The organism is Rhodospira trueperi, assembly GCF_900101965.1.
Classification (GTDB): domain Bacteria; phylum Pseudomonadota; class Alphaproteobacteria; order Rhodospirillales; family Rhodospirillaceae; genus Rhodospira; species Rhodospira trueperi.
Genome location: NZ_FNAP01000007.1, coordinates 104,176 through 121,179, shown reverse-complemented (window position 1 = coordinate 121,179; position 17,004 = coordinate 104,176). Strand labels below are relative to the sequence as shown.

Annotated in this window: 17 protein-coding genes; 9 read left to right on the top strand and 8 right to left on the bottom strand. The window is 66.6% G+C overall.

Annotation, left to right across the window (positions count from 1 at the left end; genetic code table 11):
- Positions 1–38 precede the first annotated feature (38 nt).
- Both BLS85_RS10725 and BLS85_RS10720 read right to left on the bottom strand, forming a co-directional pair.
- Positions 39–1,067, bottom strand: coding sequence for an NAD-dependent epimerase/dehydratase family protein (locus tag BLS85_RS10725; protein ID WP_218128386.1), 1,029 nt, complete (start codon positions 1,065–1,067; stop codon positions 39–41).
- A 44-nt stretch (positions 1,068–1,111) separates the two neighbouring features.
- A complete protein-coding gene (locus BLS85_RS10720; RefSeq protein ID WP_092786095.1) occupies positions 1,112–2,551 on the bottom strand; it encodes an aldehyde dehydrogenase in 1,440 nt (479 codons plus the stop codon).
- Between the two features lie 147 nt (positions 2,552–2,698).
- Here BLS85_RS10720 and BLS85_RS10715 point away from each other — a divergent pair, with 147 nt between their 5' ends.
- Positions 2,699–3,397 (top strand): GntR family transcriptional regulator, encoded by a 699-nt coding sequence (locus tag BLS85_RS10715; RefSeq protein WP_176793611.1) that lies wholly within the window; start codon positions 2,699–2,701, stop codon positions 3,395–3,397.
- Between the two features lie 146 nt (positions 3,398–3,543).
- Here the strand turns inward: BLS85_RS10715 and BLS85_RS10710 are convergent, their stop codons facing one another.
- A complete protein-coding gene (locus BLS85_RS10710) occupies positions 3,544–4,215 on the bottom strand; it encodes a cysteine hydrolase family protein (protein ID WP_092786091.1) in 672 nt (223 codons plus the stop codon).
- 98 nt (positions 4,216–4,313) lie between these two features.
- Here BLS85_RS10710 and BLS85_RS10705 point away from each other — a divergent pair, with 98 nt between their 5' ends.
- Positions 4,314–5,138: a DeoR/GlpR family DNA-binding transcription regulator gene (locus BLS85_RS10705; RefSeq protein WP_092786089.1), complete on the top strand. Its 825-nt coding sequence runs from the start codon at positions 4,314–4,316 to the stop codon at positions 5,136–5,138.
- A gap of 25 nt (positions 5,139–5,163) precedes the next feature.
- Here the strand turns inward: BLS85_RS10705 and BLS85_RS10700 are convergent, their stop codons facing one another.
- Positions 5,164–6,498 carry an aspartate aminotransferase family protein gene (locus tag BLS85_RS10700; protein WP_092786087.1) on the bottom strand — a complete coding sequence of 445 codons (1,335 nt, stop codon included), beginning with the start codon at positions 6,496–6,498 and terminating at the stop codon, positions 5,164–5,166.
- A gap of 56 nt (positions 6,499–6,554) precedes the next feature.
- Positions 6,555–7,550 (bottom strand): phosphotransferase enzyme family protein, encoded by a 996-nt coding sequence (locus tag BLS85_RS10695; RefSeq protein ID WP_092786085.1) that lies wholly within the window; start codon positions 7,548–7,550, stop codon positions 6,555–6,557.
- A gap of 200 nt (positions 7,551–7,750) precedes the next feature.
- Between BLS85_RS10695 and BLS85_RS10690 the strand changes: the two genes are divergently transcribed.
- The 7 genes from BLS85_RS10690 (at position 7,751) to BLS85_RS10660 (ending at position 14,790) form a co-directional block, all read left to right on the top strand.
- A complete protein-coding gene (locus tag BLS85_RS10690) occupies positions 7,751–8,890 on the top strand; it encodes an ABC transporter substrate-binding protein (protein WP_218128385.1) in 1,140 nt (379 codons plus the stop codon).
- Positions 8,891–9,030: 140 nt separating this feature from the next.
- Positions 9,031–10,119 (top strand): ABC transporter ATP-binding protein, encoded by a 1,089-nt coding sequence (locus BLS85_RS10685; RefSeq protein ID WP_092786083.1) that lies wholly within the window; start codon positions 9,031–9,033, stop codon positions 10,117–10,119.
- A 15-nt stretch (positions 10,120–10,134) separates the two neighbouring features.
- Positions 10,135–10,989, top strand: a complete 855-nt coding sequence (locus BLS85_RS10680) for an ABC transporter permease (protein ID WP_092786081.1) — start codon at positions 10,135–10,137, stop codon at positions 10,987–10,989.
- A complete protein-coding gene (locus BLS85_RS10675) occupies positions 10,989–11,795 on the top strand; it encodes an ABC transporter permease (protein ID WP_092786079.1) in 807 nt (268 codons plus the stop codon). Before BLS85_RS10680 ends, BLS85_RS10675 begins: the two co-directional genes overlap by 1 nt.
- 49 nt (positions 11,796–11,844) lie before the next feature.
- Positions 11,845–12,624 (top strand): 3-oxoacyl-ACP reductase FabG, encoded by a 780-nt coding sequence (gene fabG / locus BLS85_RS10670; protein WP_092786077.1) that lies wholly within the window; start codon positions 11,845–11,847, stop codon positions 12,622–12,624.
- Between the two features lie 193 nt (positions 12,625–12,817).
- Positions 12,818–14,338 (top strand): aldehyde dehydrogenase, encoded by a 1,521-nt coding sequence (adh, locus tag BLS85_RS10665; protein WP_092786075.1) that lies wholly within the window; start codon positions 12,818–12,820, stop codon positions 14,336–14,338.
- A gap of 74 nt (positions 14,339–14,412) precedes the next feature.
- Positions 14,413–14,790, top strand: coding sequence for a DUF779 domain-containing protein (locus tag BLS85_RS10660; RefSeq protein ID WP_092786073.1), 378 nt, complete (start codon positions 14,413–14,415; stop codon positions 14,788–14,790).
- 71 nt (positions 14,791–14,861) lie between these two features.
- On the opposite strand, the gene BLS85_RS18715 is transcribed toward BLS85_RS10660, so the two are convergent.
- From BLS85_RS18715 to BLS85_RS10650, 3 genes are all read right to left on the bottom strand, one after another.
- A complete protein-coding gene (locus BLS85_RS18715; RefSeq protein ID WP_218128384.1) occupies positions 14,862–15,020 on the bottom strand; it encodes a GntT/GntP/DsdX family permease in 159 nt (52 codons plus the stop codon).
- Positions 15,021–15,130: 110 nt separating this feature from the next.
- Positions 15,131–15,964, bottom strand: a complete 834-nt coding sequence (locus tag BLS85_RS10655) for a metallophosphoesterase family protein (RefSeq protein ID WP_092786071.1) — start codon at positions 15,962–15,964, stop codon at positions 15,131–15,133.
- Positions 15,964–16,965, bottom strand: coding sequence for a diacylglycerol/lipid kinase family protein (locus BLS85_RS10650; protein WP_176793609.1), 1,002 nt, complete (start codon positions 16,963–16,965; stop codon positions 15,964–15,966). Before BLS85_RS10650 ends, BLS85_RS10655 begins: the two co-directional genes overlap by 1 nt.
- Positions 16,966–17,004 lie beyond the last annotated feature (39 nt).

Sequence of the window (17,004 nt, the reverse complement as noted above, 5' to 3'; positions counted from 1 at the left end):
GGTCTATTCCTCCCTATTGTGTTTGACGCGTGTCCAACTCATGCCTTGAGGGTCGCGTCCGGCACGGTCGCGGGGTCGAGCCCCTTGCGCTGGACGTGATCCTTGAGGAGCCGCCGAATCCCCTCTTCGAGGGGCATCCGGGGCTCCCACCCGAGCACCTCTTTGGCCCGGGCGTTGGTGAAGTGCAGGCCGGGACCGGTGGGCAGACGGACGCGGCCGCTTTCGGTTACGTATTCCGGGTCGATTCGGCGGCCGGCCACACGGCAGACCATGTCGACCAAGTCTTTGGTCGAAATGCCCTGACCGCCCGAGGTGTTGACGATCTCGTCGGTCTGGTCGCCATCAAGCGCAAGGCACAGGGCAGTTGCCACATCGCCGGCATAGACGAAATCCTTGCTTTCGCTGCCGTCGCCGAACAGCTGCGGCGGCTGGCCAGCCATCAGACGGTCAAATGTCTCGATGATGTACAAGGCGTTGGCCGCGCGATAGTGCTGACCTTCCCCGTAAACCGTCGAAAACCGCAACACGAGGTAGTCCAGCCCGTATTTGGACTTCCACATCCGGCACAGATGCTCGCCGATGATCTTCGAACTGCCATAGATCGCCGCAGCCGGCGGGATGCCGTTGTGGTGATGCGGTTCGTCTTCGGCGACGGCGCCACCGATCCCGTATCCATAGACGCCGTTCGAGGAGGCCAGCACGACCTTGCCGACACCGCACATGCGGGCCGCCTCAAGGAAATTAAGGTGGCCCTGGATGTTCAGTTCCAGGGCAGCCGAGGGATCGCGCGAGACGCCGATGGTCATGAACGCCGCCAGATTGACGGCCCGGGTGACCCCGTCCATATGGTCGATGATCTGCGGCAGGCGGGTCAGGTCGCCCTTGACCATGCGCACGCGCGGGTCCTGTTTGAGATCACCCAGCGAGTCCTGGGCGTCGAAGGCCACCGGATCGAAAATAATCACCTCTGCGACGTTCCGCTCCAGCAGCGCGCGCGTGAGATGACTGCCGACCAGGGATGCGCCGCCCGCCACCAGAATGCGAGCCCCCGCGAGATGATTTGGCATCGGCTGTCCCGTCCTCATGCTGTCCGATTGTCGTTGATTAGAACTCATTGCAACCCAAGGTAGATCGACTTCAGGGCGCCGTAGAGCCTGAGACCCTGTCGTCCCTTCTCCCGCAGCAGGCCGCTTTCCTTGAAGCCTCCGAAAGGCGAGGAGATGCTGGACTGCTTGTAGCAGTTGATCCACACCGACCCGGCCTGGACGGCACGGCCGACCCGCCACGCACGGTCGAACGAGCCGCTCCAGATCCCGGCGGCGAGGCCGTAGACGCTATCATTGGCCATCTCGATCAGGTCGTTCTCGGTCCGGAATGGGACGCACACGATCACCGGACCAAAGATCTCTTCCTGCGCGCACCGGGCGTCGTTGCTCACGCCATCGATCACCGTGGGCCGGACATAGGCGCCGTTTGCCAGCGCGGGGTCGTCCGGCCGGACGCCGCCGGCGCGCAGACGTCCGCCGTCCTCCTCCAGCCCGATGCGGATGTAGGACTCGACCCGGTCCCGGTGATGCTGCGAGACCAACGGGCCCATCTGCGTGGCGGGGTCGGCGGGGTGTCCAACCCGCAAGGCATCGGCGCGCTCGGCCAACCGGGTGATGAAGGGCTCGGCAATGGACTCCTCGACCAGCAGGCGTGATCCCGCGACGCAGGACTGGCCGGCCGAACCGAAGATGCCGCTGGCCACGGCGTCCAGGGCCCGGTCCAGGTCGGCGTCGGCGAAAACGATGTGCGGGCTTTTACCACCCAGTTCCAGCGCCGCCGGGATGATGCGTTCGGCACACACGGCGCCAATCGCCCGCCCGGTTTCCGTCCCTCCGGTGAAGGACACCATGCGCACCAGCGGATGGGCGACCAGGGCGGCGCCGGTCGTTTCGCCGGTGCCGGGCAGCACCGTTACGAGCTCGCGCGGCACGCCGGCATCGGCACAGATTCTGGCCAAGTGAAAGGCAAGCTGGGGCGTTTCTTCGGACGGCTTGATGATGACCGCGTTGCCCGTCGCCAGGGCCGGCGCGGCCTTCTGGGCCTCCTGCATGATGGGCGAGTTCCAGGGCGTGATGAGCGCCACCACGCCGTAGGGTTCCACCACGGTCATCGAGACGTAGGAGCCGCGCGGGGGTGTGACCTCGGTTTCCTCGGTCTCCAGGACAGCGGCGAAGAAACGGAAACTGCCGGCGGCCGTCGTCACCATTTTGCGGCATTCCGCGAGCGGTTTGCCACTGTCGTGCATCTGCAACTCGGCCAGCGACTCCCGCTCCGCCTCCAGCCGTTCGGCCACCCGCACCAGGACCCGCGCGCGTTCGTGCGGCAGGCGGTGCGGCCAGTCGGACCGGCGCCAAGCGTCATGGGTGGCGCGAACGGCCTGATCGACGAGTCGCGGGCTGGCGATGCAGACTTCCCCAGCGATCGTCCCGTCGGCCGGATTGATGCTGACGAGGGTTTCGTCCGTCATCTCGGGTTGACCGCAGACCCACAGCGGAGTGACCATTTATCCTTTGCCTCACTGTGACCATATGACACATCCATTTCATGGCCCATTAGGGGGCAGAGCGAGCGCCGACGGGCAAGTTGAATCTTATCGACTTTTCGGCCGACGAAGGTGTCGACCGGATTGTTGACAATGTGAATGCTGTCTATGAGCGAGAAAACGACAAGTCACGGCAAAGTCGCCGCCGTAGTTCGGGAGCTGGAACACGCGATCATTTTTGGTCGCATTCTGCCGCGTCAACGCGTGACAGAAGACGAAATCGTGCACGGTATGCATGTGAAGCGTCATGTCGCCCGTGACGCATTGATGGAGCTCGAACGGCTCGGCATGATTATGCGTGAGCCGTACAAGGGGGCTTCGGTTCGTCTGTACACCCGCGACGAAGTCCGGGACCTCTATGAGGTGCGGGAGGTGTTGCACCGGGAGGCGGCGCTACGCATCCGGCGTCTGCACGACGCGGACTGGATCCAGGATCTCGAAAGGACGCAGAAGGACCACGAGGCGGCGGTGGCGACTCGCGATCTGGTCGCCGTGTTCAACGCGAACAAGGCGTTCCACGACACCCTGTTTCAGGGGACGGCCAACGGGTATTTCGTGCAGGCCATCGAATATTCGAATGCGCTGACGCATTGCGTCCGATCACACGCGCTCAAACACCAGCTTTTCCTCGATCAGGCGTGCGCCGAGCACCGGGCCATGATCGAAACCCTCAAGGCCGGGGATCTGACCGCGCTGGCCCGCCAGTGCATCGACCACATGCAACCGGCGCGGCGGCATTATGAGGAACAGTTCTGTGGGCCAACGCCGGTGCCAGCCGATGGGCTGGCGACGGACCACGGGACCTGACAACGGTCGGCGATGGAACGGACTCGTCCGTTCCATCGCCTCCGCCGCTTCGCGGCGCCGGTCCCGTTTCTGAAAAGCTGGCGTCGCGAAGCGACGCCAGGGTCGCACCGCACTCAAGGCAGGGTCGCACCGCACTCAAGGCAGGGTCACAGCAGCACGTCCAGGTCGCTCAGGCGCACGACGTGCGCGTATATCATATTCAGCACCGCCAGTTCGTGATCATGCAGGGCCTGGGTGGCCGCCGCGCAGCAATCCTCGACGACGATGACCTCGAAACTTTCGTCAGCTAGGCTTCGAACCGTGGAGGAGACGCACTGGTCTGTGAAGATTCCCGCGACGATGACCGTTCGGATCCCGAGATTGTGAAGGATCAACCTCAGGTTGGTGCCCGTGAGGGCGGAATCCGTGGTTTTCAGCACCACGATCTCGTCGCCTTTCGGCGTGAGGGCCGGCACCATTTGGCTGGGGTGCCCGGCCTTGGGGAGCAATAGGTTGTTGAACCCGGGCTTCTTCTGGCTCAGTGAACGGTCGCGTCCGTCCTCGGTCAGGCAGGCGATCCGGGCGAAGAGCACCTCGATCCCACGCCGCCGGGCCCGTTCGGTCAGGGCCACGGTCCTGGGAATGACGGTCTCGCGCATGCGCTCCAGGAACGGGCGCCAGCGCTCGGCCTCGGCCGGCTCTTCGGGTTCGGTGACGTACGTGTTCTGGATGTCGATGACCAGCACGGCAGTGGCGGCCGGGTCCAGCGTGAGATCCTCGGGCTCGGGAGCGGTCGCGTAGTAAAAAGAGCGGTAGGCCGTCTTCCAGTTCCAACTCATGGATGATCCTTTCGTCCAGGGATGCCGCGATGTTGCGTGGGGGGAACGGAGCGACGGTCAACTGGCACTCGCGCGACCGAAGGAGTAGCGTAAGGCTCATGGCCATCGGAAAGAAAACAGCACGCCAGCGGCGGATCCTCGAGATCCTGGGCACGCAACCGACCTTGCGGGTCAGCGATCTGGCGGCGCAACTCGGGGTGTCGACGGAAACGGTCCGGCGTGACCTGGATGACCTGACGGGCCGTGGCCTCATCAGCCGGACATACGGCGGCGCCGTGCGTCGGTTGTCGCTTGAGCCGGGCCTGAACGAGCGCCACGCCCTGCTGGTGCCTCAACGCCAGAGCATTGCCCGCCTGGCGGTTCCCTTCCTGGCCGGCGCGAAACACATCATGATCGGTTCCGGCGCGACGACCGTGCATGTGTCGAAGCGCCTGGCGTTCGAGATGAACAACCTGACCGTGGTGGCCCATTCCTTTGGTGTGGCCACGGTTCTGGCGCTCAATCCAACCATCACCGTGCTGATGGCGCCGGGCGTCTATCATGCCCAGGAAGGCGCCGTGCACGGCGCCCAGACCGCGCGCTTCCTGGAGGGATTCCGGGCGGACTGGGCCATCCTCGGAGCCAGCGGACTGAAGGAGGATGGCGCCAGCGATGCCCTGATCGAGGCCGCCGAGGTCTACGCCACGATGATGCGGCGGGCCGCCCAGGTCATGGTGGTCGCCGACAGTTCCAAGTTCGATGAGCCCTTTCCGGCCCGGTACGCGAACTGGGATGACATCGACGTTCTCGTCACCGAGACTCCGCCGAAGGGGGCTCTGGCCAAGGCCATCGCCGCCGACGGAACGCGGGTCGTGGCGGAGTTCGACGGCGAGGATCCGGGCCGTTCCAAACCACACACCACCCTGAACACGCCAACCGGCTGAGCGGCCGGCGGCCCGCTGGCGGCGTTCAGGCCGACGGGATCGCGGCAAGGGTATCGGTAAGCGCATCGACGAAAAAGTCCGCCTCATCCCTGGTGAGGCATAGGGGCGGCCTGATCTTGAGGGTATGGCCATAGCGGCCGGCGGCGCCGATCAGCACACGCCGGTCACGCAGTCCGTTGATGACGGTGCTGGTCAGTTCCGGATCGGGAAGGTCCGGGTCGCCGTCGCGGCACAGGTCGAGGCCGATGAACAGGCCGGCACCGCGCACGGCGGTCACCCGCGCGTCCGTCGCGACCAACTCCCCAAGGCGGGTCATGATGTGATGACCGATCTTCCTGGCGTTGGCCTGCAAACCTTCCGTCTCGATCACCTCCAGCACGGCCAGCCCGGCGGCTGCGGCCACCGGGTTGCCACCGAAGGTGTTGAAGTACCCGACGCCCTCGCAGAACCTGGCCAGAAGGTCGGGCCGCGTGGCCACCCCGGACATCGGATATCCGTTGGCCATCGGCTTGCCCATGGTGACCATATCGGGCGTCACGCCATGGCGGTCGAACCCCCAGAAGGCATCCCCGGAGCGGGCGAAGCCGGGCTGCACCTCGTCGGCGATGAACAGGCCGCCCGCGGCCTGCATGGTTTCCACCGCCGGCGCCAGAAATCCGGGGGGATCGGCGAACACCCCGTCGCTGGAGAAGATGGAATCGCAGATCAGGGCGGCCGGGGTGTGGCCACGCTCGCCGAGCGTCACGATCGCCTTCTCCACGGCGGTCTGGAAGCCGCCGGCGATGTCCTCGCCGAAGTTGGCCGACCCAGGCGCCGGCACCATGCAAACATGGGGGGGCGGCGCGCCCTGTTTCAGGGCGGAGGGTGAGATGTCCGTCACCGCCCAGGTGTTGCCGTGGTAGGCGCTCTCGGTCACCACGAATCCGGTGCCGCCGGTCCCGCTCATGGCGATCCGCATGGCCAGGTCGTTGGCTTCGCTGCCGGTGCAGGCCAGCACCACATTGGACAGGGAATCGGGCAGAGTGGCCTTGAGGGCCTCGATGTAGGTCTCGGTCGGCCGGTTGAGATAGCGGGTATGGATGTTCAGCGTCGCCACCTGCCGCGAGATGGCGGCGACCACGCGTGGATGGCAATGCCCGACCGAGGGAACGTTGTTGTAGAAATCCAGAAAGCGGGTTCCGTCGGTCGCTTCCATCCAACACCCGCTGGCCCGGGCCATTTCCAGGGGGTGACGGTAGAACAGGACCGACGCGGCCCCGACGTTGCGTTGCCGGCGGCCCAGCAGGGCGCTGACCGCCCCCTTGTCCCGGGTCGCGTCGAAAGCGTTCATGTCCAGGATCGGACGGATGGTCGGGGACATGGGGTCATAGCTCCGAGGGAAGGGGTCTGGCGTGGCGGACCGGGGCTGATCCGGCATCAGCCCGCCGAGGTCAGGAAACGGTCGGCCAGCGTCAGCGTGCCATGGGTGTAGGGCGCGCCCAGTTCCTGGGCGGTGGGGGTCTCGGCATGGCTGGCGATCCAGGCGGTCAGCAGCAGGCGGCGCAACATCACGAAGGTGGGCAGGAGGGCTTCGTCTTCCGGTGCCAGAGGGGCGACGCTGCGGTATCCCTCGACCCAGGCGTCCTGGAGCGCCGGGATGTAGGGCTCGTGCTCAAGGAAGCTGATCGCGGCGGCAAAATCGTAGCCGAACCAGCCGAATCCACAGTCGTCGAAGTCGATGACACCGAGGCGCTCCCCCTCGACCAGCAGGTTGGCGAGTCGCAGGTCGGCGTGAATCAGGCCGAACCGGTCCGGGGCGGTGCCGTAGGCGTCGAGGCGGCGCCGAAGTTCGGCGCTGGTTTGCTCCAGCAGGGCCGCGCCATCGGCATTCAGGCCCAGCGCGTCGCGCCAGTCGCCCCAGTGCGGCGCCGGGCCGACCGTGGTTTCCCAGGTCCATGTCTTGCGCACGAAGCCGTCGGACCGGGGCCAGGCCCGGGCGTGGTCGTGCAGGCGGGCGCTGATGGCGCCCAGCGCGCGGAAGCCGTCCGTCAGATCCTCGGAGGCGTCGGGCTCGGCGCCGGACATGAAGCTGAAGGCGACCACCTCGCGATGGGTGCCGTCGAGATCGAAGGTGGCGATGTGCCCCCCGTCGGCCACCGTCAGGGGTTCCGGCGTATCCACGACCTGCCGCGTCCGCAGGTCGGTGATCCAGGCCAGCTCCGATTCGATCTCCGCGCGGGTGTGATACCCCGGTCGATGGACGCGAAGGACCACACGCCGCCCCTCGTCCGGATCGTTGGCCAGGAACGTGGCGTTCTCGGAGATGGTCAGCAGCGAGACCTCGGTGCGGGGGGAAAGTCCCCAGGCCGCTGTCAGGGTTTCCGCGCCGCGACGGAGCGCCTCGATGAACTCGTGGTTGTATAATCCCGCCATGTGAAACTCCGGATCGGCGACCGCACCAAGAATGTCGTCGGACGGTAACGGCAGAATGTGGAACTTACAACATTTTTCTGTTGCGTTCGCCGAGATTTTGAGGGATGCATGTCAAAAGCCCTGCTCCGCCACGGCGCGTTCCGGCTCGGGACCGTCGCGGTATCCGTCCCTCCGTCCGCTGCATCAGGAGAGGCCCTGCCATGACCATGACTTTGTCCCGACGCTCCTTCACCCTGGGTTCCGCCACCATCGCCGGCTTGGCCGCGATGGGACCTTTGCGTCACGCCCACGCCCAGCGCACGGACCAGCTGAATATTCTGTGCTGGGAGGGCTACAACACGGATGACGTGCTGAGCCCGTTTCGCGACCGGCACCCCGGCGCCACGTTGCGCGCGGAAAGCGGCACGTCCGACCCGGACATGATCAACAAGCTGCGCGCCGGCGAGGTGAACGTCTGGGATCTGATCAACGTCAACCAGCCGTGGGCGCGGGGACGGCTCTATCCGGAGGGCCTGATCAAGCCGCTCGACAAGGACCGGTTCCTGCCGTTCTTCGAGCGCATGTCGCCCACGTTCGCCGAGCCCTATCCGCTGGCCTTCGCCGACGACGGCAACCTCATCGGCATGCCGCAACGCTATGGGCCGTTCTCGTTCGTGGTCAACACCGACAAGATCAGCCGCGCCACCGCCGAGGAACAGGGCTGGAAGCTGTTCCTCGACCCGGCGATGAAGGATCGCTTCGGCATCCTGACCTACGACAACTGGAACATCATCCACATGTGCCTGACCGGGGACCAGAACCCGTTCGCCCCCATCGACGAAGCCGGGATGGAGACCTTCCGCAAGACGGCGGAAACCATCTTCGGCGGCGCGCGGCTGCGGTCCGACGATCTGGTGGCGATGAACACCGCGTTGATCAACGGCGAGATCGACGCCTACTTCACTGGCGGCACGTACACCGCCAGCCCGGCCCGCCTGGACGGCCTGACCAACATCCGCGGCATCACGCCGGCGTCGGGTCCGATCAACGGCAAGGGCGGCGTGGTCTGGATCGAGCTGACCTCGCTGGTCAACAATCCCGATCCCTCCGCTCTGGCGGCGGACTTCCTCGAATTCGTGCAGGAGCCGGAAGTCTGCAAGGCCGTCGGATTTGCCGAGGGCACCTACAACCCGGTCGCCCAGATGGGTGATCCGGCGGTGTTCGAGAAGTGGGACGAGGACGAACTCGACGCCATCCAGTGGGATACCCTCGAGGACGAAATGAACCGCTCGGTCGAGTACGACGTGGTCGCGTCGTATGACGACCTCTCCACGATTTACAACGCCGCCAAACGGGGCTGACCCCCGCCCCACCGGCGCGCGGCCGCGTCCGGTCTTCCGTCCCGTGAGGCCGGAGCCGGACGCGGTGCGCCGCCGTCCCCCGCCGTTCCCCCGTCGTCCAAGACACCACCCCTTCTTCGCCGCTTCGGGATCCCGCCTGGATGTCAGAGAAAACCATTCTCCAAATTGCCGGTCTGTACAAACGCTTCGGGGACTTCACGGCCCTGCACAGCATCGACCTGAAGGTGCGCGAGGGCGAGTTCCTGGCCATCGTCGGCCCCTCGGGCAGCGGCAAGACCACCCTGATCCGGTTGTTCGTCGGCATGGACGAACCCACCGACGGCACCATCTGGCTGCGGGGCCAGCGCATCGACACCGTGCCCGCCAACAAGCGGCCCACCTGCATGGTGTTCCAGTCCCTCGCCCTGTTCCCGCACATGACGGTGGGCCGCAATATCGAGTTCCCTCTGAAGGTCGCCGGCGTCGACCCCGCCCAGCGCCGCGAGCGCGCCCTGGAGCTGCTGGACCTGCTGCGCCTGCCGCGCGAATACTACGCCAAACGCATTCACCAGTGTTCCGGCGGCGAGCGCCAGCGGGTGGCGTTGGCCCGCGCCCTGGCCTTCGATCCGGAGATCCTGTTCTTCGACGAGCCCCTGTCGGCGCTCGATTTCCGCCTCCGCAAGACGCTGGAGAAGGAACTCAAGGACCTCCACGCCCGCACCGGCAAGACGTTCGTCTACATCACCCATAGCCTGGAGGAGGCAATGGCGATGTCGGACCGGATCGCCATCATGCGAGCCGGCCGCTTCGAACAGATCGCACCCGCCGACGAGATCTACAGCCGTCCGGTGAGCCGCTTCGTGGCCGAGTTCATGGGCGAGGTGAACCTGTTCCCGGTGCGGGCCGACGACGACGGCGTGATCCGGGCCGATGGCCTGGCGCTCGATCCCGCCGTGGCCGCACGGCTGGGCCTGCACGCCGGCGAGGCCGGTACCCTGATGGTGCGGCCCGAGAACGTTGCGATGGTCAATCGGTCGGACGCCGGCGGCGCGGCCCCGGAAATCACCATCGGCGGCCACCTTCGCGCCGAGTACAACCTCGGATCGCGCCTGCAGTACGAGGTGGAAGGGCCGTCCGGACAGCGCCTGACGGTCGAGACCCTGCGGGAGAACCGCTTCGGCGGCGCGCCCGGCGACGCGGTCACGCTGGGCTGGACCCTCGACCGCTGCCACGTCATTCACGGCGACTGAACGGGGACCCGATCAATGGAACGTCTCGACCGTCGCCTCGGCGCCCTGACCGCCACGCCCATGCTGGTGCTTCTCGGCCTCTGCTTCCTGGCACCGCTCGCCGTGGTCGCGGGGTTTTCCGTCATGCCGTCTAAGGTGTTCGATCTGTGGCATCAGCCGGATTTCTCGGCCTACGCGGAGCTGCTCCGCCAGGGCTACTGGAAGTCGCTGGCCTGGTCGCTGGGCATGGCGCTGGCCTCGACCCTCATCCTGCTCGTGCTGTGCTGGCCACTCGCCTATGCCATGGCCAAGGTCTACCGGCGCTTCACGCTGATTCTGACCATCGGCGTGGTGATGAGCCTGTTCGTATCGGAGAACATCCGGCTGTTCGGCTGGGTGCTGACCCTCATGAAGGGCGGCCTGATCGAAGGCTACCTGAGGCACTGGACCGGGACCGGGTTCGACGGCCTGCTATACAACATGCCGGTAATCGTGTTCGGGTTGGTCTACGTCTACCTTCCCTTCATGCTGTTCCCGCTGGCGCAGGGCATTTCCATGGTGCCTGACGACGCCCGCCAGGCGGCCGCCGACCTGGGCGCCAGTCGCGCCCGCATCCTGTGGGAGATCGACCTTCCGCTGGCCGCGCCGGGCATCGTCGTGGGCTGCCTGCTGACCTTCGTGCTGGCCACCGGGGCCGTCGCCGAATCCAAGCTGCTGGGCGGACAGGCGGTGATCGTCATCGCCGACGAGGTGGAAACCGCCTTCACCTACGGACAGGACTGGCCGCTCGGTTCGGCCCTGGCGATGGTCCTGATTGCCATCGTCGGGGCCATCGCCATTGTCGGCGTCAACCGGGTCGACCTGGACGCGATCATGGGGAGGCGCCGCTGATGGAACCCTCGCGCCTATCCCGCGCCGGTCTGCTGCTCTACGGCATCCTGACACTCGGCTTCCTGTACTTGCCGCTGGTGGCGGTGGGGTTCGCCTCCGTCTCCAAGGCCCGCTATCTGAGCTTCCCCATCCGGCGCTACGACACCGGCTGGTACGCCGAGGCCATGGCCAGCGACACCGTGCGCGACCTGCTGCTGATCTCGCTCAAGGTCGCGGGCCTTGTCACCGTGATCAGCATGATCGTCGGGTTCTTCGGAGCGCTGGCCTTCGCGCGCTACCAGTGGCGCTTCCGGGGCCTGTTTCAGAAGCTGATCCTGCTGCCGATCTTCTTCCCCCAGACCGTCCTCGGGCTCGCGCTGCTGATGTGGTTCAACGCCCTCGGCGTGGTGCCGTCGTGGCATACCGCAGTGGTCGCCCATCTGGTCTGGATCTCGCCGATCGCCACCCTGATCATCGCCATCCGAGCCTATAGCTTCGACCCGACGCTGGAAGAGGCGGCCCGCGACATGGGCTGCTCGACGCTGCAAATCCTTCGTGAAATCACCATTCCGCTCCTCATGCCGGGTGTGATTTCGGCCGGGCTGTTCGCCTTCCTGCTGAGTTGGGGGAACTTCCCGCTGTCGCTGTTCACCACCGGGGCCGACTCGACGCTGCCCGAGTGGCTCTACGCCAAAATGGTGGCCGGGTATTCGCCGTTGGTGCCGACGGTGGGTGTGCTGAGCGTGGTTGCATCGGCGGTGCTGCTGGCGGTCGCCCTGCTGGCGCCCACCCTGGTGCGACTGTGGCGGCGCAACGCTGCGGACTGAGCCGCCAGACACATCCGGACGCCGAGACAAACGACAAGGAGAGATTGCCATGCTGACCAGCATTGACGGCCGGAGCTGCATCGTTACCGGCGCCTCGAAGGGCATCGGCAAGGGCATCGCCCGGGTGTTCGCGGCCAAGGGGGCGAAGGTGATGGTCGTCGCCCGTGGCGAGGCCGACGCCAAGGCGACCGTCGAAGAGATCCGCGCGGCCGGCGGGACTGCCGAGATGTATCTGTGCGACGTTTCCGATTGGGATCAGGTCCGGGCCATGGCCGCACACACGGCCGAGACGTTCGGCGGCATCGACATCCTGTGCGCCAATGCCGGCATCTTCCCGCAGTCCAAGATGGTGGACATGGACCCGGCCGAGTGGGACCGCGTGCTGGGCACCAACCTCAAGAGCACGTTCCTGTGCGTGAAGGCGTGCATTCCCTACTTCGAGACGGCCGGCAAGGGCCGCGTGGTGGTGACCTCATCGATCACCGGCCCAGTCACGGGCTTTCCGGGGTGGACGCATTACGGCGCCTCCAAGGCCGGCCAGCTCGGCTTCCTGAAGACGGCGGCCATGGAGCTGTCGCGCTACGGCACCACCATCAATGCCGTCATGCCCGGCAACATCATGACCGAGGGTCTGCAGGATCTCGGCGAGGACTACCTGTCCACCATGGCCGCCTCCATCCCGCTGAAGCGACTGGGCTCGGTCGAAGACATCGCCCATGCCGCGCTGTTCTTCGCCTCCGACGAGGCCGGCTACATCACCGGCCAGCAGGTCGTGGTGGACGGCGGCCAGATTCTGCCGGAGTCGCTGGAAGCGCTCCAGGAAATCTAGAATCATGCGACGACCCGTTGTTGTGCTGTAGAAACGACTTGCCCGGCCGCTGCGAACCGCAGAGGATCCGCGCGGTCGGTTGCGGCGGCCCCGGGACCGGCCGCCGCAACCTGGCCTGCGAAACGCCGCAAACCGTAAGAAAAAACCGCCAAGGTTCGGAAAGAACACAGACCGTGAAGAAAGGGAGGATACGATGAACAAGATGGAAAGTTTCCGTCAGAACCGGCACACGTTCGCCGCCCGTTATGACAACTTCATTGGCGGCAAACCTGTCGCGCCGAAGTCGGGCCGCTATTTCGAGAACACGTCCCCCATCACCGGAGAAGTGCTGTGCGAGGTGGCGCGCTCCGATGCCGCGGACATCGAGGCCGCCCTGGACGCGGCCCATGCCGCGAAGAACGGCTGGGGCAAGACGCCGCCCGCCGAACGGTCGGCGATCCTCAACCGCATCGCCGACCGCATCGAGCAGAACCTGACCACCCTGGCCACGGCCGAGACGTGGGACAACGGCAAGCCGATTCGCGAGACCTCCATCGCCGACCTGCCGCTGGCGGTGGACCACTTCCGCTATTTCGCGGGAGCGATCCGGGCGCAGGAGGGCTCGCTGTCGGAGATCGACGACGACACGGTCGCCTACCACTATCACGAACCCCTTGGCGTCGTCGGGCAGATCATCCCGTGGAACTTCCCGCTGCTGATGGCCACGTGGAAACTGGCGCCGGCGCTGGCGGCCGGCAACTGCGTGGTGCTGAAGCCGGCCGAGCAGACGCCGGCCTCCATTATGGTGATGATGGAGTTGATCCAGGACCTGCTGCCGCCCGGCGTGCTGAACGTGGTCAACGGTTTCGGCCTGGAGGCCGGCAAGCCGCTGGCCAGTTCGCCCCGCATCGCCAAGATCGCCTTCACCGGCGAGACCACGACCGGCCGGATGATCATGCAGTACGCCAGCGAGAACCTGATTCCGGTGACGCTGGAGTTGGGCGGCAAGTCGCCGAACATCTTCTTCTCAGACGTATGCGCCGAGGACGACGACTTCTTCGACAAGGCGATCGAGGGCTTCGTCATGTTCGTCCTCAACCAGGGAGAGGTCTGCACCTGCCCGTCGCGCGCGCTGATCCACGAGTCCATCTACGACCGCTTCATGGAGCGGGCGCTGGCGCGGGTGAAGGCGGTCATCCAGGGCGACCCGCTCGACCCGGCCACCATGATCGGCGCACAGGCCTCCTCAGAGCAGATGGAGAAGATCCTCAGTTACTTCGACATCGCCCGCCAGGAGGGCGCCGAGATCCTGGTCGGCGGCAGCCGCAATACTTCGCTGCCGGGCGATCTCGGCAACGGCTTTTATGTCCATCCGACGGTGCTCAAGGGGCACAACAAGATGCGCGTGTTCCAGGAGGAGATCTTTGGCCCGGTGGTGTCGGTCACCACCTTCAAGGATGACGACGAGGCGCTGGAGATCGCCAACGACACCCTCTACGGCCTGGGGGCGGCGGTGTGGTCGCGCGACATCAACCGCTGCTACCGCTTCGGCCGCGCCATCCAGGCGGGCCGGGTGTGGACCAACTGCTATCACGCCTATCCGGCCCACGCGGCCTTCGGTGGCTATAAGCAGTCGGGGATCGGACGCGAAACACACCTTAAGATGCTGGACCACTACCAGCACACCAAAAACGTCCTCGTCAGCTACTCGCCGAAGAAGCTCGGGTTCTTCTGAGAACGGGCGGCGCCCCGGCCGGATTCGATCGACCGGGGCGCCGCGCCCGATACCTTCGGCGCAGGGAGGATTCGATGGACCAGACGACTCATGCCACCGGAAAGGTTACCGCCACGCCGGAAGCCCTGGCGTTCCTGGAGGAGATCGTGGCCGACCACGGCCCAGTCATGTTTCACCAGTCGGGCGGCTGCTGCGACGGCTCATCGCCGATGTGCTTCCCGCAGGGCGAGTTCAAGCTCGGCGCTGCCGACGTCCGGCTGGGCGAGATCGGGGGGATGCCCTTCTACATCTCCGGCAGCCAGTACGAGGCCTGGAAGCACACCGACCTGATCATCGACGTGGTGCCCGGGCGCGGTGGCCAGTTCAGCCTCGATAACGGCCGCGAGAAGCGGTTCCTGACCCGCTCGACGGTGTGTGCGCCGCCCTCCGAGGACGAGCCTCGGTCCTGTTGAGGCCATATTCAGGTTGCGGGACGAGGTCGTGAACGAGACGCCGTGCCTCGGCCTCTCCGGGGCCGGGCGGATCACAGGGCGAACAGCCCGATGATCATGACGGCGCTTGCCTCCACCGTGCCCTCGACCAGGGTCCCAACCGTTTGCAGGCGGTAACCGGTCTTGGCGTCCATGTTGGAGAACTGGGTCACGACCCAGAAGACGCTGTCGTTGGCATGGGAGACCACCATGGCCCCAGCGCCGCCCGGCGGGGCCGCGTCGGGTTCGACCTTCGGCGCGCACCGATACCGGGACCGTCACCGGGATCAGAACCGGGTTGCGTCATCCCGGCCGGGCTGCCTCAGCGCGCCTCGGTCCACAAACCGTCCGCGCGGTTGAACGCGCGCGTGTCAACGGCCTCAAAGCCGGCGCCGGTCCAGGCCCGTGTTTCCACCTTCAGGCGGGGCGGACGCGACCGCAGGCGGATCACGTTGTAGCCGTTGGCCTCGTCACGAAGCCGGACGGAGGTGGCGCTGCCGGCCTGGGCGACGACCATGGGCCACGCCGGCGCGCTGCCCCGCGCCGTCGGGACGGATGCGACCGCCGCATGGGCACGGTGCAGATGGCCGCTCAACACCAGATCCACGCGGCTGTCGGCGAAGGCCCCCAGCGCGCGGGCGGCATGGAACAGCATCGGTCCATGGCGATGTCCCGGCGGGAGAACGGCGGGATGATGCATCACGACGACGCGGATCCGGTCTGAACCGAAATCCGCCAGATCCGCCGCCGCCCGGGCAAGCTGGCGCCGGTTGACGCTGCCCAACGCCCAGTTCCAGTGACGCACCGCCCGCCGCGCCGTGTTCAGACCAAGCACCGCCATCTCGGTGTCCGCGACCAGCGGGAACAGGTCGGCGGTGATGTGGCGGGTGAAGCGCCGGTACGGGTGCAGGAAACGGCTGGCGAGGTTGAATGCCGGAACGTCGTGATTGCCGGGTACCACCAGAAGGGGCCGGGCGAGCCGGTCCAGGAACGCCCTCGCCGCGCGAAACTCGCGCCGGCGGCCGCGCTGGGTCAGATCGCCGCTGACCACCACCAGATCGGGCGCCACGGCCGCGACGTCGGCCTCCAGGGCCGCCACCGCTCCAGGATCAATGGCGCCGAAGTGCAGATCGGACATGTGAGCCAGGGTTCGCATCAGCCACTCCTGAACAGATCCCGCGCCGCTCCGTCAAACCGCGCCAGCACCGGGACGGCCTCGGCCGGCACCCAGACCCGCAGCGCGGCCGGCCACAGGCGGAAGCGCAGGCGCGGCGGCAGAAGGACCACCTCGCCGTCCACGGTGGCGCGGATCACCCGCCGACGCACGAACACGGTCAGACGCCGGGCGTCCGCCGTCAGCATGTCGGAATCACGGCGCCAGGTTCCCGAGACCATGAGCCCCAAAGCCAGACGCAGCCACTGCCAGGGCCGGTGGTGCTTCATGACATAGATGGCCAGGGCACCGCGTCCCAGGCTGTCGCGCCGCACCAGCAGGCCGGGCCGTTCGGCATAGGCGTTGTCGGCCACGACCATGGCATGGGTCTTCACCCGCAGGACGCCCGACTCTGTCTTCAGCACGGCGCGCAGGCGCGGCCAGCGCCGCACCGCCGTCAGCAGGCGCCACCCCAACCGTCCCCAAAGCACCGGTGTCATGGCACCGCGCAGACGCTCGCGCTGGCGCGCCGTGTTGGCGAACAGGCCGAGCACCACGGCGTTCAGGAACACGCGACCGTTCACCCGGCCGACATCGATCCGGCCGACCACGCCCTCGGCCAGGGCGGCAATGGCGGCCTCCGGATCCTCCGGCATGGACAGATCGCGCGCCAGCAGGTTGGCGGTGCCCAGCGGCAGCGCCGCCAGCGGGGGATGATCGTGCGGCGTTTCCGCATCACAGAGCGCCTGGGCCACCGCCGCCAGGGTGCCGTCGCCCCCCGCGACCAGCAGCGCCCGCGCGCCGGCCTCGGTCGCCGCGCATGCCGCGTCGGCCATCGTCGCACCCGATTCCAGGCGCGCGGTGGCCGGCAGGCCGTGCCGTTCAAGTGCCGTCACCAGCCGATCCGCGAGCGCGCGCGCCGCCTCCGGCTGGCCGACGAACGCACCGGCCGCGCTGTTCACAAGCACCACCACCCGATCCCGCATCTGGTTGTCCCACCGCAAGAGTCCGTGTCCGCCGAAAGCGCCACCGCGAACGATGGC

Coding starts and splice junctions, on each gene's coding strand:
- BLS85_RS10725 (WP_218128386.1), bottom strand. CDS start 1,067: ATGCCAAATCATCTCGCGGGGGCTCGCATTCTGGTGGCGGGCGGCGCA.
- BLS85_RS10720 (WP_092786095.1), bottom strand. CDS start 2,551: ATGGTCACTCCGCTGTGGGTCTGCGGTCAACCCGAGATGACGGACGAA.
- BLS85_RS10715 (WP_176793611.1), top strand. CDS start 2,699: ATGAGCGAGAAAACGACAAGTCACGGCAAAGTCGCCGCCGTAGTTCGG.
- BLS85_RS10710 (WP_092786091.1), bottom strand. CDS start 4,215: ATGAGTTGGAACTGGAAGACGGCCTACCGCTCTTTTTACTACGCGACC.
- BLS85_RS10705 (WP_092786089.1), top strand. CDS start 4,314: ATGGCCATCGGAAAGAAAACAGCACGCCAGCGGCGGATCCTCGAGATC.
- BLS85_RS10700 (WP_092786087.1), bottom strand. CDS start 6,498: ATGTCCCCGACCATCCGTCCGATCCTGGACATGAACGCTTTCGACGCG.
- BLS85_RS10695 (WP_092786085.1), bottom strand. CDS start 7,550: ATGGCGGGATTATACAACCACGAGTTCATCGAGGCGCTCCGTCGCGGC.
- BLS85_RS10690 (WP_218128385.1), top strand. CDS start 7,751: ATGACCATGACTTTGTCCCGACGCTCCTTCACCCTGGGTTCCGCCACC.
- BLS85_RS10685 (WP_092786083.1), top strand. CDS start 9,031: ATGTCAGAGAAAACCATTCTCCAAATTGCCGGTCTGTACAAACGCTTC.
- BLS85_RS10680 (WP_092786081.1), top strand. CDS start 10,135: ATGGAACGTCTCGACCGTCGCCTCGGCGCCCTGACCGCCACGCCCATG.
- BLS85_RS10675 (WP_092786079.1), top strand. CDS start 10,989: ATGGAACCCTCGCGCCTATCCCGCGCCGGTCTGCTGCTCTACGGCATC.
- fabG (WP_092786077.1), top strand. CDS start 11,845: ATGCTGACCAGCATTGACGGCCGGAGCTGCATCGTTACCGGCGCCTCG.
- adh (WP_092786075.1), top strand. CDS start 12,818: ATGAACAAGATGGAAAGTTTCCGTCAGAACCGGCACACGTTCGCCGCC.
- BLS85_RS10660 (WP_092786073.1), top strand. CDS start 14,413: ATGGACCAGACGACTCATGCCACCGGAAAGGTTACCGCCACGCCGGAA.
- BLS85_RS18715 (WP_218128384.1), bottom strand. CDS start 15,020: ATGGTGGTCTCCCATGCCAACGACAGCGTCTTCTGGGTCGTGACCCAG.
- BLS85_RS10655 (WP_092786071.1), bottom strand. CDS start 15,964: ATGCGAACCCTGGCTCACATGTCCGATCTGCACTTCGGCGCCATTGAT.